13 protein-coding genes and 5 pseudogenes are annotated in these 14764 nt (G+C 57.6%); 9 read left to right on the top strand and 9 right to left on the bottom strand.

The annotated features are described in order from the left end of the window. Window positions 1-22: 22 nt before the first annotated feature. A pseudogene (locus SGP1_RS04540) lies at window positions 23-487 on the bottom strand (aldolase/citrate lyase family protein); the annotation flags it as partial. Here SGP1_RS04540 and garD point away from each other — a divergent pair. Continuing rightward, window positions 474-964 (top strand): annotated as a pseudogene (garD, locus tag SGP1_RS04535) (galactarate dehydratase); the annotation flags it as partial. The pseudogenes SGP1_RS04540 and garD sit on opposite strands and share 14 nt — an antisense overlap. Before the next feature lie 627 nt (window positions 965-1591). Here the strand turns inward: garD and SGP1_RS04525 are convergent. Beyond that, on the bottom strand, window positions 1592-2200 hold the full coding sequence (locus SGP1_RS04525) for an AraC family transcriptional regulator (RefSeq protein WP_198408775.1): 609 nt from the start codon (window positions 2198-2200) through the stop codon (window positions 1592-1594). After that, window positions 2178-2261 carry an AraC family transcriptional regulator N-terminal domain-containing protein gene (locus tag SGP1_RS36105; protein ID WP_424141153.1) on the bottom strand — a complete coding sequence of 28 codons (84 nt, stop codon included), beginning with the start codon at window positions 2259-2261 and terminating at the stop codon, window positions 2178-2180. Before SGP1_RS36105 ends, SGP1_RS04525 begins: the two co-directional genes overlap by 23 nt. Window positions 2262-2615: 354 nt before the next feature. Between SGP1_RS36105 and SGP1_RS34945 the strand changes: the two genes are divergently transcribed. The 3 genes from SGP1_RS34945 to SGP1_RS32670 are packed head-to-tail and all read left to right on the top strand — an operon-like array spanning window position 2616 to window position 3604. Continuing rightward, the gene (locus SGP1_RS34945; RefSeq protein ID WP_279379440.1) at window positions 2616-2975 is read left to right on the top strand and encodes an aldo/keto reductase; all 360 of its coding nucleotides are present in this window, start codon (window positions 2616-2618) and stop codon (window positions 2973-2975) included. Further along, complete coding sequence (locus tag SGP1_RS34940) at window positions 2923-3453, top strand: aldo/keto reductase (RefSeq protein ID WP_279379460.1); 531 nt, start codon at window positions 2923-2925, stop codon at window positions 3451-3453. The genes SGP1_RS34945 and SGP1_RS34940 overlap by 53 nt, the downstream gene beginning before the upstream one ends. Next, window positions 3428-3604, top strand: coding sequence for a hypothetical protein (locus SGP1_RS32670; protein ID WP_243466166.1), 177 nt, complete (start codon window positions 3428-3430; stop codon window positions 3602-3604). The genes SGP1_RS34940 and SGP1_RS32670 overlap by 26 nt, the downstream gene beginning before the upstream one ends. Window positions 3605-3770: 166 nt before the next feature. On the opposite strand, the pseudogene SGP1_RS04515 reads toward SGP1_RS32670, so the two are convergent. Continuing rightward, window positions 3771-4847 (bottom strand): annotated as a pseudogene (locus tag SGP1_RS04515) (enolase C-terminal domain-like protein). A 21-nt stretch (window positions 4848-4868) separates the two neighbouring features. Further along, window positions 4869-6110: pseudogene (locus SGP1_RS04510) on the bottom strand (enolase C-terminal domain-like protein). A gap of 545 nt (window positions 6111-6655) precedes the next feature. Between SGP1_RS04510 and SGP1_RS31320 the strand changes: the two are divergent. Together SGP1_RS31320 and SGP1_RS34935 are read left to right on the top strand one after the other, a co-directional pair. Next, window positions 6656-6889: a hypothetical protein gene (locus SGP1_RS31320; protein WP_070108732.1), complete on the top strand. Its 234-nt coding sequence runs from the start codon at window positions 6656-6658 to the stop codon at window positions 6887-6889. Window positions 6890-6923: 34 nt separating this feature from the next. Then, window positions 6924-7364: an MFS transporter gene (locus SGP1_RS34935; protein ID WP_070108731.1), complete on the top strand. Its 441-nt coding sequence runs from the start codon at window positions 6924-6926 to the stop codon at window positions 7362-7364. A 465-nt stretch (window positions 7365-7829) separates the two neighbouring features. On the opposite strand, the pseudogene SGP1_RS04500 reads toward SGP1_RS34935, so the two are convergent. From SGP1_RS04500 to dgt, 3 genes and pseudogenes are all read right to left on the bottom strand, one after another. Beyond that, window positions 7830-8989 (bottom strand): annotated as a pseudogene (locus tag SGP1_RS04500) (CdaR family transcriptional regulator). Between the two features lie 178 nt (window positions 8990-9167). Then, window positions 9168-10604 carry a serine endoprotease DegP gene (gene degP, locus SGP1_RS04495; protein ID WP_011410478.1) on the bottom strand — a complete coding sequence of 479 codons (1437 nt, stop codon included), beginning with the start codon at window positions 10602-10604 and terminating at the stop codon, window positions 9168-9170. Window positions 10605-10757: 153 nt separating this feature from the next. Further along, a complete protein-coding gene (dgt, locus tag SGP1_RS04490) occupies window positions 10758-12272 on the bottom strand; it encodes a dGTPase (RefSeq protein ID WP_011410477.1) in 1515 nt (504 codons plus the stop codon). Between the two features lie 159 nt (window positions 12273-12431). Between dgt and mtnN the strand changes: the two genes are divergently transcribed. The 3 genes from mtnN to SGP1_RS04475 are packed head-to-tail and all read left to right on the top strand — an operon-like array spanning window position 12432 to window position 14341. Beyond that, window positions 12432-13133 (top strand): 5'-methylthioadenosine/S-adenosylhomocysteine nucleosidase, encoded by a 702-nt coding sequence (gene mtnN, locus SGP1_RS04485; protein WP_011410476.1) that lies wholly within the window; start codon window positions 12432-12434, stop codon window positions 13131-13133. Next, complete coding sequence (locus SGP1_RS04480; RefSeq protein WP_041866633.1) at window positions 13134-13724, top strand: helical backbone metal receptor; 591 nt, start codon at window positions 13134-13136, stop codon at window positions 13722-13724. After that, entirely contained in the window at window positions 13721-14341 is a 621-nt protein-coding gene (locus SGP1_RS04475; protein ID WP_041867376.1) for a TRIC cation channel family protein, read from the top strand. Before SGP1_RS04480 ends, SGP1_RS04475 begins: the two co-directional genes overlap by 4 nt. A gap of 70 nt (window positions 14342-14411) precedes the next feature. Here the strand turns inward: SGP1_RS04475 and erpA are convergent, their stop codons facing one another. After that, window positions 14412-14756, bottom strand: coding sequence for an iron-sulfur cluster insertion protein ErpA (erpA, locus tag SGP1_RS04470; RefSeq protein ID WP_011410474.1), 345 nt, complete (start codon window positions 14754-14756; stop codon window positions 14412-14414). Between the last annotated feature and the right edge of the window lie 8 nt (window positions 14757-14764).

Here is a 14764-nt window from a genome sequence, read left to right as displayed (position 1 = left end):
TGTTGCGTTTAACGCCAGACGCTCAGCCTTTGAATTTGTCGCACAGGGACTGGGTTGCGCTGCGAAACACCCCCAAATCGCTGCCGACGGCGACAAAGCGCGCCCCCCATTCCAGATAACGACGGGCGTCGGCTTCGACCGGTGCCAGAATGCCGCTCGGTTTACCCTGCGCATCGGCGCGGGCGAAAATGTGCTGGATCACCCGCTGCACTTCGGGATAGTTGGGCGCTCCGAGGTAGCCCAGCGCCGCCGACAAGTCCCCCGTGCCGACGAAAATACCGTCCACTCCATCGCATCGACTGCGGCAATGGAGTGGATATTGTCCACGCCGTCCTGACTTTCGATTTGCGTCAGTACCGTGATGTTGTCGTTAATCAGCGAAAAATACTCCGGTACGGTCGGTGCCGTAATTATTACAGCGGTGAGACACCGATACGCCGCGCATGCCCGCGGGCGGATAGCGCGTGGACGACACGGCCCGCAGCGCCAATCCCTCCCCCGGCAACAAAAAGGGTGGCCTGGCCAATGTGGTGGAAAAGGCGCTCGGCTCTATCGCCAAATCCGGCACCAGCGCGATCGTCGAAGTGCTCTCCCCGGGTCAGCGCCCCACCCGGCGCGGCCTCATTTATGCCGCTACCCCGGCGAGTGATGTTGTCTGCGGTACCCAGAAATTGGCCTCCAGCATCACCGTGCAGGTGTTCACTACCGGCCGCGGAACACCCTACGGTCTGGCGGCGGTACCGGTGATTAAAATGGCCACCCGTACGGCGCTGGCGGATCGCTGGTACGATTTGATGGACATTAATGCCGGCACCATCGCCACCGGCGAGGCCACCATTGAGGACGTGGGCTGGGAGCTGTTCCATTTATTCTGGAGATTGCCAACGGTCGCAAAAAAACCTCGTTGGATCAATGGAGTATCCATAATGCGCTGTCGGTCTTTAATCCGGCGCCAGTAACCTGATTCGAGACGGCGCCTACGCGATGCCGGCGTTTTGCGCCGGTCTATTTATCCCACCCCCAGTCGCCCCTCGCCTGCTGGCCGGGGCTTTTTCCCTGCCGGCAAATAAGCCTCTTCCGCCGTTTTTCCCATAGCGAACGCCGCTTGGGCCTCTCCGCGCCTTCGCTGCCCGTGTAGTGGCCCACTAAATGGGCAACCGGGACATCCGCTGCCTGTGAAGCCAGTGCCAACATTGATGACCTGCGAGTCGGCATCGGCCCCCTACTGCTGGCAGATGGCTACAATAGCGGCTGGAACCGCTGATCAGTTTGCCTATTTCCGCGCTGCGCTGGCATAGGCTGAACGGGACAAAAGCGAATATTATCTGCTGGCTGAAACGACTATGGCACTGGCAAACATCGCCGGCGGCGGGTCCATGGGGCCCATTAGCGTACTGTTGATTCTGTCACGCGAAGACAGCTTATCTGCGCCGACCAGGAGTTAACCGGTAGCGTTACGTTTACGGGGGTTACGGGTATGTACCAAGTCAAAGAGTGTATCGAATCACCCATATTTTGCCAGGCGTAAATCCATCACGTTACCGGCAGCGAGCCGTGGCTTTTAATTTGCGGCCGTCAGGCTGCCCTGTTCCTATCTCAACCGGTGGGCATGCTTGGCTGGGTACATGCCGAATATGCGTGCATAGTCACGGCTGAACTGTGAAGGGCTTTCATAACCAACCTGGAAGCCGGCGCTGGCCGCGTCGGCGGCCTCACTCACCATTAGCCGCTGCGCTTCCTGTAGCCGCAGATGCGTACGGAACTCAATAGGACTTAAGGTCGTCACCGCCTTGAAATGCAGGTAAAAGGTGGAGCGGCTCATTCCCGCAATCTCGGCAGCGTTATCAATACGATAGGGCTCACGAAAGTGTGTTCTGATCCACAGGATCGCACGGGCAATCTGATTGAGCCGGCTGTCCGCCAGGACCATGTTCCTGATAATGCAACCATTTGGCCCGACCAGGTGGATTGCTGCATCAAGCAACAGAGGGGACGTTTTGTTCAGCGTTAACCCGGCAAGCAGGGGGCTCTCATCCCTGGGGGGTGCCGGATGGCGGATCGCGAGGTCTGACAGCTCTGACGAGTCCAGATCGAGTTGGAGACACAGATAAGGATGGCTTGCGCTGGCCTTGATGACCGATCCCATCACCGGTAGCCACCAGGTAATGCGCGGGATCTTAGCAATACGCCGTGGTGCCAAGGGATGCTTGCTTCGTCCCCTGGGCGACCAGACAGAGCATCGGGCCATAGATCACCGGCATTGGCATGGTAGGTGAAGAACTGCGATGCAGTTTTACCCCCCGGAATGGCGCTCGCATGCGTGCCATCCGCCGACGCATGGCGGCTGATGAGATCAACCAACCTATCAAGTCTGTTCATCGTTTTTATGTTACAGCAGCCATCGCAAAATGCGCCGTTTAAAGACCGGACAATCGTGCAATGAAATAGGACAAGCAGGCTACCCTTGCTGAAGGGCGCTGATTGAAGATATTGCCATAGATAACTCACTGCAACCACAGGATAGGATAGCGCTACATGACAACATTAAGCTCTCTTGACCAATACCGTCTGCTCGGACGATCCGGCTTCGCGTTTCAACGTTTGCGCTCGGTACGATGACCTTCGGCACCGAATGGGGCTGGGGCTGCGACGAGGGAGAGGCAAAGCGCATCTTCGATGCCTATGTTGATCGCGGCGGCAATTTCATTGATACCGCAGTCAACTACACCAACGGCAGCTCCGAGAAAATCCTGGGGAGGATTATCAAGGACAAGCGAGGCCGTATCGTCCTGTCAACCAAGTTCACCATGGCCCGCGAGCAGGGCAACCCAAATTCGGGCGGCAATCATCGCTACAACCTTGTCCGCTCGGTAGTAGGACAGTTTGCTCCAACTCGACACGGATCGCATCGAACTTCTGCACGTGCATGCCTGGGACTTTACCACGACGCCCGAAGAGGTAATGCGTGCGCTTGATGACTTGGTGCGGGCGGGGAAAATTCTGTATGTGGCCATCTGCAATACACCCGCTTGGCGCATCTCACAGATGCAAACCATCGCTGACCTACGCGGCTGGTCCCCTTTCGTCGCACTACAGGTCAAATACAGTCTGGCCGAGCGATCTGTTGAGCATGAATTGTTGCCGATGGCGCAGGCGCTGGGGGTATTACCCTGGTCTCCGCTCGGCGGGGGTATCTTGACCGGCAAATATCGTCGCGCCGACCTGTCGGAGGCGAACGTCGCCGACGTATCCCCAACCCGAATAGGGATCATTGCCTCTACCGGCCACCTCAACACGAAGGCGCTGGACATCGCCGATGTCGTGGGCGAAATCGCCGTTGAACTGGGGGCCTCGCGCTCGCAGGTGGCGCTGGCGTGGACGCTGCTCAATCCGGCGGTGGTCCGCGCCGATTGTGGGAGCGCGCACGTTGGAGCAAGCCGAAGACAACTTTAAAGCCCTGTCCGTCGTCTTCACTGAGCAGCAACGCGACCGTTTGGAAAAGGCCAGCGCCTTGCCTCCGATCTTCCCGGCGCGGTTCATGGTCCGTCCGATGGCCCAGCAATTAATGTTCGGCGGGACGACGATTCTGAACCGCAGAGGGTAATGAATGAGGCCGACGGCGAGCGCCCTCATGAATCCCTGAATCACCCAACGCCGGATGAGAGCAATAGGGGCTGATGACGAAAACAATCTTTTCCCTTTCTCCTGCTCAGATAGGGGGAGTGACCGGGCCCCTGACAGGGGACACTGCACCTTGCGGCTCCCAGCGATTAGCGCACCATACAGGGACGTTTACCGTCAAACGTCCAGCCGGGGATAAGCGCCTGCATACCGGCAGCATCGTTGCGCGCGCCCAGGCCATGCTGGCGGTAAAGCGCATGGGCCTGCATGACACGGTCCATATCCAGCTCAACGCCAAGCCCCTGCGTTGACGGCACCGTCACCTTACCGGCGCTAATTTCCAGCGGCGCTTGGGTCAGGTGCTGATTGCCCTCCTGCCAAATCCAGTGGGTATCGATGGCGGTAATGTTACCCGGCGCGGCGACGGCCACATGGGTAAACATCGCCAGCGAGATGTCGAAATGGTTATTCGAGTGCGATCCCCACGTCAGTCAGGCCGCATGGCGATGGCATGGCACATTTGCCGCAAGTCGGTGGCTATCATGTTGGTTGCGGTCGGCAGGCCTGTGGCACGGCGGAATTCGGCCATCACCTCGCGCCCGGAAAAGCCCTGCTCGGCTCCGCAAGGATCCTCGGCGTAGGCCAGTACGTGGCGCAGTGATTTACCGAGCTCAATGGCCTCGTTTAATGACCAGGCTCCGTTGGGCTCAAGGGTAATCCGCGCGTCAGGGAAATGGCGCGCCAACGCCGTCACCGCCTGCGCTTCCTCCTCCCCCGCCCAGACCCCGCCCTTAAGTTTGAAATCACTAAAGCCGTACTTCTCCTGCGCCGCTTGCGCCAGCCGCACAATAGCGTCCGGGCTCATGGCGCAGGCGGTACCAATCGCACCCCGCCTCGGGCTGACTTTGATAGAGCAAGCCGGTTTCGTTACCCTCTCCGATATAAAACAGATACCCCAGCATTGCCACCTGATCCCGCTGCTGGCCTTCGCCCAGCAACGAGGCGACATTGACGCCCAAATGCTTACCAAGCAAATCCAGCATGGCGGCCTCGCCACCAGGGACCTCCCCCACGTCGCGCTGGCCGGCGCTGTCTTCCAAGAGCACGAGATTACACGTGAAAAACGGCGCATGGGCACCGCTGAGATTCAACAACATACTGTCATGGCCGGCGACCGGTATCACCTGCATACCGCGCACTACCGGCGTATCGTTGCGCTTCATCATCTTTTTCTCCGCCACCGTGGCTCAGCCGCGACCGAAAGCCAGGCATTTGCGATCAAATTGCCAGTCCGGCACCAAATAGCGCATCGCGGTAGCGTCATTGCACGCCCCGCCCGGCAGGCTTTTGTACAGGGCATTGTCCTGCTCCACCTGCTCCCAATCCAGCTCAACCCCGAGCCCGGGCTGCTCCGGTACCGCGATTTGCCCGTGGCGAATTTCCAGCGGCGCCTTGGTCAGGCGCTGATTGCACTCTTGCCAGATCCAGTGGGTGTCGATAGCGGTGGGACGGCCGGGAACGGCCGTGCCCACGTGGATAAACATCGCCAGCGAAATATCGAAGTGGTTATTGGAATGGCAGCCCCAGGTTAGCCCCCAGTCGTCGCAGAGCTGCGCGACGCGCACTACTCCGTGCATCGTCCAGAAATGCGGGTCGGCCAGCGGAATATCCACCGCCTGCAGCATGACGGCGTGATTCATTTCGCGCTAGTTGGTGGCGATCATATTGGTCGCCACCGGCAGCCCGGTAGCGCGGCGGAATTCGGCCATGACTTCACGGCCGGAATAGCCTTGCTCGGCCCCGCACGGATTTTCGGCGTAGCTGAGGATCCGCTGCATCCCCTTACACAGCCGGATGGCCTCGTCCAGCAACCACGCACCGTTGGGATCGACGGTAATGCGTGCGTCGGGGAACCGTTTCGCCAGCGCCGCTTCCGCCAGCCGCACCACCACCGCTCTGTCCAGGGCTTTTTGATGACGCAAATGGTACCAATCATGGCCGCCTTGAACGCCGCTTTGATAAGGCAGGTCGGTACGTTCGCGATCACCGACATAAAACAGGTAGCCCAGCACCGTCACCGCATCGCGCTGTTTGCCGGGGCCGAGCAGTTCCACTACCGGCACGCCGAGGCACTGGCCCAGCAGCGCGGCCACGGCGTTAACCCGCAGTTCAAACGTCCAGGCGCCGCCGACGAAAGCGTCAAAGCCTGAGGATTGATTACCCAAATGCACCTGCTGCACCAGCCGGTTCATCCGCGCTACCTCGGTACCGATTACCCTCGGAATTGCCTCTTGCAGCGTTTGCAGGATGACTTCGCCACCCGGCACTTCGCCGACGCCGGTATGGCCGGCGCTGTCGGTGAGAACCACGAGATTGCGGGTAAACCAGGCGCTATGCGCACCGCCGATGTTCAGCAGCATGCTGTCGTGGCCCGAGACCGGGATCACTTTCATCTCGGTAATAACGGGACCGCTTTGGGTATTGGCCATTGACGTTTCCTCTCACGAAAATACGCTATTGCTCCCCCGCCGGATGCGGGAAAACCCAAGGTTTAAGCAGTTGATACCTCAGTATAAGGACATTGCTCCGCCGTTTTCATTGGGCATCTTCCCAATAAAAAAGGCAAAAAACCGCCGCGGATTGCAGCGGATGTCCATAACGGCCCGCGTCAGCTCACAAACCGCCTCTGCCAGACACGGCTGGCCAAAAATAAAACGCCTTTTTAATAATCTAGCGCGCGGCGAGGATCAGTGATCGCCATCACTTGCTTTCAGCGCATTTCTGTAAAAAGCCCGCGCATCGGCCCGCCGCCCTATTCAGCCATAAGCCCAATGTTTGCCGGGAAATTAACTCTTATACTGCTGCTGAACCGCTATGCAGATTAAAAAACGTTCATTTTACTTCACTACCGTACAGGACACGACTATGCAGCTTTTCAGCCCATGGATCGTTAGGTATACCGTCCGTTGCGAACAACGGGCCTTCTCTAGCCACCACACTCCCTTTGCAGGTGCTCTGCCGGGAGTCGCTTATCATGGATAATACGGTGATTGACTCCAGCGCCCATAAAACGCGCTCGCGCTTTTGGATCTTGGCAGTGTTATTCATCATCCGTACCGTCAATTACGCCGACTGCTCCACGCTGTCCATCGCCGATCCGCATGTGGCGCGGGACTTGGGTCTGGACCCGCTGCAAATGGGCTATGTCTTTTCGGCCTTCGGCTGGGCCTACCCTGGCTCAGCTGCCGGGCGGCTGGCTTTTGGATAAATTCGGCTCCAAAAAAGTCTAAGGTTGCGCGATAGTGATCTGGTCGGTGTTTACCTTCTTTCAGGGTTTTGTCCATTTCTTCGCCAATACCGCCATGATGCTGTTTATACTACGGTTTATGGTGGGTTTCGCCGAAACGCCAGTGATGCCGGCCAATAGCTGCATCGTTTCTGCCTGGTTTCCCGTGCGGGAGCGCGGCACCGCCTCAGCGATATTCAATATTTCACAGTATGCCGCGCTGGTGGTGTTTAACCCGCTTCTGGGCTGGATAACGCAAGAGGTGAGCTGGGAATACGTGTTCATCGTAATGGGCGTAGTGGGCATCGTTCTGTCGGCGGTGTGGGTGAAAACCATGTACAGCCCGCTGAGCCATCCCCGGGTAAGCCAGAGCGAACTGGCGTACCTGCTGCGGGCGGCGCGTTGGTGGAGATGGACGCCGCGGCGGGACGCAAGGAAGATCGCACGCCGCAGTTAGGCTATATCAAACAATTGCTGTCCAGCCGTATGCTGCTTGGCATCTATCTGGCCAATTACTGTGTCAACGCCATAACCTGATTCTTACTGTCCTGGTTTCCCATTTATCTGGTCAAAGGGCGCGGGATGTCGATTCTTGAGGCAGGCTTTGTGGCGGCACTGCCGGCAATTTGCGGCTGTATTGGTGGGGTGTTCTCCGACTATCTGCTTAACCGGTGCTACTCGCTGTCGGTGGCGCGTAAAAAGCCGATTATCGTCGGGATGCTGTTATGCACCAGCATGGTCATCTGTAACTACACCGCCTCCTATGTGGTGGTGGCGGCGGCAATGAGTCTGGCGTTCTTCGGTAAAGGCATCGGCGCTTTAGGCTGGACGGTGAACGCCGACACCGCCTCCGCTGCCTGGATTGCCCGACGCCGGGCAAGTTTAGTCCCCCTGCGCCGGCATAGCGGGCCGCCCCGCTGCCTCAGACATTATCGTCCAGCTGTAGTGCCACATACAGCAGCAGACGATCATCAAAATTGGCCAGATCCAGGCCGGTCATTTCGGAAATGCAGTTCAAACGATATTCCAGGGTATTGCGGTGAATAAACAGCGCGCGCGAGGTGGGCGTTGGCTGCACGTTATGGCGAAACCAGGCGATAAGGGTTCGCCGCAGCAGGCCGTTGCTGTCCATCGCTTTGAGTTTTACCAGTGGCCGCACCAGTTCATTGGCTTGCCATCCGCCGCGCAAGCTGTCCAACAGTACCGGCAGCATCAAATAGGGATAAAAGTAGCGCCGCTCATCCGGATAGCGTTGCTTGCCTACCGCCATGGTCGTACAGGCGGTAAGCCAGGAACGGGCAATGCCGCCAGGTCCGGTAAAGAAGTTCCCCAATGCGATACGTACCCGCAGGCGGCTACTTTCGGTCATGCGCGAAAACAGACTGTCCACCCGGACGCCGGTGTTCCTCGACATCCCAGCGGCCGTGGCTGTTCAGCACCGGCTTCAATACCACCATTTCGGTCAGGGAGACGATAGCGATAAGATTGTCCCGCTCCGGCGTCGTCAAAAGGGTTTGCAATTGTTGCAGTTCGGCCACGGCGCTATCGACACCGAACTGCCCGCTGTCCACCTCCACCACCGCCGCCACGCGCGGCTGATGAATATCGATCCCCAGGCGCTGCGCCCATTCGGTCAGCGCCGGCGTCACTTCTTCGGCGCGGATAAGATTCAGCACTAGTTCCTCGCGCAGCCGGCTGTCCTGCGCCAGCATATGCAGCAATCGCGCCTGCTACAGCATCATCTCGGCGGTCATGCACACCAGTTCGCCATATTGACGCAGCTGGCCGAGATTGCCGGTTAACTCGATGACGCCAACGATATTACCGTCGATTTTCAGCGGCAGATTGATGCCGGGGTGCACGCCATGGAGGTGCTTGGCCACCCCATCGTCAATATCCACTACCCGTGGCCTGGGACAGCGCCAGCAGCGCCCCTTCATGCAGTTCGCCGATACGCTCTCGATCGCCGCTGCCGATAATCCAGCCGCGGGCGTCCATCACGTTAATGTTACTGTCGATAATCTGCATGGTTCTTGCCACGATTTCCTGCGCCAGCCTGGCATCAAGATGATAGGTTGCCATCGCCGTCCTCACCGCTGATTACACAATCCTTGCAGCATACTCACCGTCACGTCTTCAAACATTGTGCAAATGCACAAAGTCAGCGGCGGTGCATGCAAGTTGTGGTTAACATCACGTTTTTTTGCGGGCAAAAAAAACCGGACGGCGTGACGCCGTTCAGTTTTGATAAAGCAGCGATTTATTGCGCCAATAAATACAACGAGGTATCGCCGCGGCGAATACTCAGCGCCAGTACGTTAGGTTTGGTGTCGAGGATTTTACGCAGCTCACCGATATTTTCCACCGGCTGCTGATTCACACCCAAAATGACATCCCCTTTCTTCAGTCCAACCCGCTCGGCGGTGCTGCCAGCTTTCACGTTATCCACCCACACGCCTTTCTGACCATCCAACTCGGTATTACTGAGCTCCGCACCCTCAATACCGGTAAAAATCATTCCGGAGTCAACCTGAGACTGCATACTTTGCTCAAGGGTAACATCGACCGTCACCGGTTTACCGTCACGCAGCAGGCCAAGAGTCATTTTGGTGCCCACCGGCTGCGAGCTGATATCTGCCCGAAACGAGGCGAAGCTGTTCAGCGCCTTGCCGTTCATGGTCACGATGACATCTCCCGCCTTGACTCCGGCTTTCTCCGCGGCGGATTTCGGCATCACCTGACTGACGAACGCGCCGCGCTGGGCGTCGATCTTCATCGCTTTGGCCAGTTCTGGCGTCAACTCGGTGCCGAGGATGCCGATTTCGCCGCGTTTAACCTGGCCGAATTCGACGATCTGTTTGGTCAGATTTTTTACCATATTGCTCGGTATGGCAAAGCCGATACCGATGTTGCCGCCGTCCGGCGCCAAAATGGCGGTGTTAATGCCGATAAGCTCGCCGTTAAGATTAACCAGCGCGCCGCCGGAATTGCCACGGTTAATGGCGGCATCGGTCTGAATAAATTTTTCATAATTTTCGATATTCAGTCCGCTGCGTCCCAGCGCCGACACAATCCCAGACGTTGCCGTTTCACCCAGGCCGTAGGAATTGCCGATGGCCACGGTATAATCCCCGACGCGCAGCTGATCGGAGTCCGCCATTTTGATGGCGGTCAGATTTTTAAAATCGATCAGTTGCACCAGAGCAATATCAGAGCGCGGGTCCTTACCGATAAGCTTGGCATCGAATTTGCGACCATCGCTGAGCTGTACCTGTATTTTGGAAGCGTCGTTGACCACATGATTGTTGGTCACCACATAGCCTTTCGCGGCATCGATAATGACCCCAGCACCCAACGCCTGGAATTTTTCCTGGGCCAGCGCGCTGCCCCCCTCCCCACCGTCATCGCCGCCGCCCTGGCACAGCGGCGACGCCTGGAACGGCGAACCGTCCTGGCATAATGGCGAGTTTTGGCCGAAAAATTGTTTTAATTGATCGGGCATTTGCCGCGACGTAATCGGCGTGCTGCCCTCTACGCTGATACTCACCACAGAGGGCATGACCTTTTCAAGCATCGGCGCCAGGCTTGGTAACTGCTGATTGGACAAGGCGGTTTCTGCCGCAAAGACAGAGACGGGACTTAGCGCCATACCCAAACTTAGAGCAAGCGCCGTCAGGGCCAACGTGGATTTTTTCATCTGTGATTATCTCGACTAAAATTAAGGGGTCATAATGCAGAGCGTGTTGCATTTCTCCATAAGAGTAATGAAATACCCCGTAGTTCAGCGCAAAGAAAGCGGCAAAGGTAAATAAATATTGATCCGCTTTACAAATGACCACCGTTACCGCGGCTACTCGGCCGCCATCAACCGACGATATTCATCCCAGGCATAAAGATCGGTCATTCCGCTAATATAATCTTGAATCAAACGGGCGCGATAATAAAATTCCATCATGGATTGCTGCCCGGCGGGATAGCGGTTGACCGTTTCCATGGCTTCGCCATAAGCCAAACGATGCTTGGCGGACAGTTTATGATACAGCCGGCTGGCGATGGGATGCGCGGGATGGTAGTCCTCCGTCACCAACCGCTGAAAATCCGCCTGCGACATCTCGAGCAGGGGATTATAAATTTCCAGCAGGCCGCTTATCACACGGTAGCCCTGTAGTTCCAGCTGCTCTACTTCCAGATGATTGAACACATGCTTAAAAGCAACACTTTTAAATATCTTTAACAACCGAAACGCCGGACTTGAGTCCTCCAGCAGCGCCTGATTGAAACGGCCGTCGTAAATAGGCGCCAGATTATCCAGAAAACGCTGCGCCGCGTGGGGCACCAGTCGCGCCACGGTATTGACCCGTAAATACATAAAAAACTGGTCGCCACTGCGCAATCCTTGATAACGCCTTATTTTATTAAACGCCTGGCCGATGACTTTATCGAACAAATCGCCTTTGACGACGCTGCCCCATTCTTTTTGCAGGAATAGGTACAATTGTTCCACGGTAAAGATTTTTTTCTCCACCGCGTCTTCCAGATCGGCAATGCAATACGAAATATCATCGGCGGCTTCCATAATATACGTCAGCGGAAAGCGGTGGAATTCACCCAGGGATAATTCGCGGCGCAGCGTCTGGACATACTCCTCTTCCGCCAGATAAAAGCCGGGCTTTTTCATCAAATAGCTGAAGGGCGCCGGGGCCGGCCCATGCCAGTAGGCCGGACGGGTGTATTTGAGAATGCAGCCGACCTGCGCATAGGTCAAATTAAGCTTCAGCAGGCTATGGACCATACGGATGGCCTGGGCGTTGCCTTCAAAATGGCACAGGTCGAGGCGGATACGGCTGCGCAGCGCATTGTTGTCTTCGTCGCCGGCGCGCAGGCGCAGGCTGGCTACCTGGCAGCGGTCATTGCCGAGCGCATCCTGTTCCAGACCGGCGATATCCAGCCAGCGACGAAACCAGTCATTGATCGCCGCTTCGCCAAAATGGCCGAACGGCGGATTGCCGATATCGTGCATCAGGCAGGCCATTTCGACCATACTCTCGCAGGGCGCTTCCAGTTGCGATAATCCCAGTGCGCCAATGCGCCCGTCGTTTTTGAGATGATGAAATATCTCTTTCACGATATGGCGACCCACCTGCTGTACTTCCAGCGAATGCGTCAGGCGCGAACGTACCGCGGCATTGCGCTCCAGCGGAAAAACCTGGGTTTTTTGCTGAAGCCGGCGTATGGCGGCGGAATTGATGATCCGCCCGCGGTCGCTTTCAAACTGGCGAATAATGGCATAATCATCCTGGGCCCTGATCGCCGGACTATAGGAACGTTGAAAACTGATTTTATGACTGAAGTCGATTTCGGACATCTTTTTCCCCGCTTGAAAACCGCACCCTGCCGTGATACCAATGCCGGTTGGCAAACGCAAGCCCACCGGCCGTTATTTCTCCGCACCAGGCATGCTAGAATGCAGCCTATGAACGCCCCCTAACATTTCAATACGCATTTTTTAACGGGAACGCTTTTTATGAAAATTGGTATTATCGGCGCAATGGAACAGGAAGTAGCGCTGCTGCGCGATCGCATAGACCACTCTACCCTGTGTCAGCAGGCGGGGTGTGAAATTTATATGGGTCAGCTACACGGTGTTGAGGTGGCGTTGGTGAAATCTGGCATCGGCAAAGTTTCCGCCGCGCTGGGCACGACGCTATTGCTGGATCATTTTAAACCGGAGCTGGTCATCAATACCGGCTCTGCCGGCGGTTTGGCGCCGTCGTTGAAGGTCGGCGATATCGTGGTGTCCCATGAAGTGCGCTATCACGATGTCGATGTGACCGCTTTCGGCTATGAACCTGGCCAGATGGCGCAGTGTCCGGCGTCGTTTAATGCCGCCCCGTCGCTGGTAGCGCTGGCAGAGGAGAGCGTCGATCGTCTGGGTATGCATGCGGTACGCGGTCTGGTGGTCAGCGGCGATGCCTTTATCAACGACGCCGACGGCCTGGCCCATATCCGCCAGACCTTCCCGCAGGCTATCGCCGTGGAAATGGAGGCGACGGCCATCGCCCATGTGTGCCATCAGTTCGCCGTCCCCTTCGTCGTGGTGCGCGCGATTTCCGATGTCGCGGATCAAGCATCCCATCTGAGCTTTGATGAATTCCTCACCGTGGCGGCGCAAAGCTCCTCCCGCCTGGTGGAGGAAATGGTGCAAGCGCTGGCCGGCCAGCGGTAAATGCGCTACCGACGCGCGGCGCAACGGGTGGTCAGCCTCGCGCCCCACACCACGGAACTGGCTTACGCCGCCGGCATGGGGGCGGTGCTGGTGGCGGCCAGCGACTGGTCGGATTATCCTCCCGCGGCGCGACATCTTGAGCGGGTCGCCTCGTGGCAGGGCGTCAATATCGAGCGCATACTGGCGCTGAAACCGGATCTGGTACTAGGGTGGCGCGGCGGCAATCCGCAGCGTGCGTTGGAGACATTGGCTGCTTTCGGGATTCCGGTGGTGACCCTGGATCCGCAAAGCATCGACGAGATGGCCGGCGCGCTGAACACCTTGGCCTCCTATAGCCCGCATCCGGAACAGGCGCGGCAAGCGGCCCATGCGCTGGAGGACCAGCAGGCGACGCTGCGAAAGCGTTACGCCGGCGGCGCGCCGCTGCGGGTCTTTTTGCAGTTCGGCAGCCGGCCGCAGTTGTCGGCGCCGGTGCTTGCCCTCAATGAGGACAGTTTTACCCGTCCGGGGCCGCGCATTCTGCTGGCGGCGCAGCAGCTTTGTACGCAACTGGCGCCAATCCGCGCCGCCCTCCCGGCAAAGGTGCCCTGATGCTGTACTGGCTGGATATTCTCAGTACGGCGGTGTTCGCCATTTCCGGCGTTCTGCTGGCCGGCAAATTGCACATGGATCCCTTCGGCGTGCTGGTGCTCAGCGTGGTGACCGCGGTCGATGGCTGCACCATCCGCGATATGGCGCTGGCTAACGGCCCCGTATTCTGGGTACGCGATTCCACCGATTTGGTGGTGGCCATTATCACCTGTTTCGTCACCTTGCTTGTCATCGGCCAGCCGCGCCATCTGCCGAAATGGATCCTGCCGGTGCTGGATGCTATCGGGCTGGCGGTATTTGTCGGTATCGGCGTCAATAAAGCATTCTCCAGCGGCGCCGTGCCACTTATCGCGGTATGTATGGGGGTCATTACCGGCGTGGGAGGCGGCATGCTGCGGGATGTGCTGGCGCGAGAAATTCCGCTTATCCTGCGCACCGAGATTTACTCCACCACCTGTATCGCCGGCGGTATTGTGCATACCGTGACCTACAGTGAGTGGCGTTTCACGCTTCAGCACGCCGCCATGCTGGGAATAGCGACGACGCTGCTTATCCGGCTGGCGGCCATCTGCTGGCACCTAAAACTGCCGGTATTTGAATTTCACAGCCGCAACTAGCGCCGACCGCCGCGCCGGCGGAACCGACATAGGGCCCTATCGCGGGCATAAAAAACCGGCACGCGGCGCGTCAGATGCTGAACGACGACCCACAACCGCAGGTGGTCTTGGCATTAGGGTTGGTGACGATAAAGCGCGACCCTTCCAGCCCTTCGCTGTAGTCAACGGACCCGCCCACCAGGTATTGCAGGCTCATGGGGTCCACAACCAGCGCAACACCCTGTTTCTCGATGGTAAAGTCGTCTTCGTTGACTTTATCGTCAAAGGTGAAGCCATACTGGAAGCCGCTACAGCCGCCGCCGGTGATGTAAACCCGCAATTTCAGATTCGGATTCTCTTCGTCTGCGATAAGGTTTTTGACCTTGCTTGCCGCTGAATCGGTAAACCGTAATGGCAAAGTTGCCGTTTCACTCATAATTCTAC

It is taken from the genome of Sodalis glossinidius str. 'morsitans', from assembly GCF_000010085.1.
Taxonomy (GTDB): Bacteria; Pseudomonadota; Gammaproteobacteria; order Enterobacterales; family Enterobacteriaceae; genus Sodalis; species Sodalis glossinidius.
The sequence above is the reverse complement of the archived record's forward strand: the minus strand, read 5'-3'. Positions and strand labels throughout refer to the sequence as shown.

What these genes read in the sequence shown, in the direction of transcription:
- SGP1_RS36105 (WP_424141153.1), bottom strand. Translation starts at nt 2,261, where the DNA reads ATGCCGGTGATCTATGGCCCGATGCTCTGTCTGGTCGCCCAGGGGACG.
- SGP1_RS34945 (WP_279379440.1), top strand. Translation starts at nt 2,616, where the DNA reads ATGACCTTCGGCACCGAATGGGGCTGGGGCTGCGACGAGGGAGAGGCA.
- SGP1_RS31320 (WP_070108732.1), top strand. Translation starts at nt 6,656, where the DNA reads ATGGATAATACGGTGATTGACTCCAGCGCCCATAAAACGCGCTCGCGC.
- degP (WP_011410478.1), bottom strand. Translation starts at nt 10,604, where the DNA reads ATGAAAAAATCCACGTTGGCCCTGACGGCGCTTGCTCTAAGTTTGGGT.
- dgt (WP_011410477.1), bottom strand. Translation starts at nt 12,272, where the DNA reads ATGTCCGAAATCGACTTCAGTCATAAAATCAGTTTTCAACGTTCCTAT.
- mtnN (WP_011410476.1), top strand. Translation starts at nt 12,432, where the DNA reads ATGAAAATTGGTATTATCGGCGCAATGGAACAGGAAGTAGCGCTGCTG.
- SGP1_RS04480 (WP_041866633.1), top strand. Translation starts at nt 13,134, where the DNA reads ATGCGCTACCGACGCGCGGCGCAACGGGTGGTCAGCCTCGCGCCCCAC.
- erpA (WP_011410474.1), bottom strand. Translation starts at nt 14,756, where the DNA reads ATGAGTGAAACGGCAACTTTGCCATTACGGTTTACCGATTCAGCGGCA.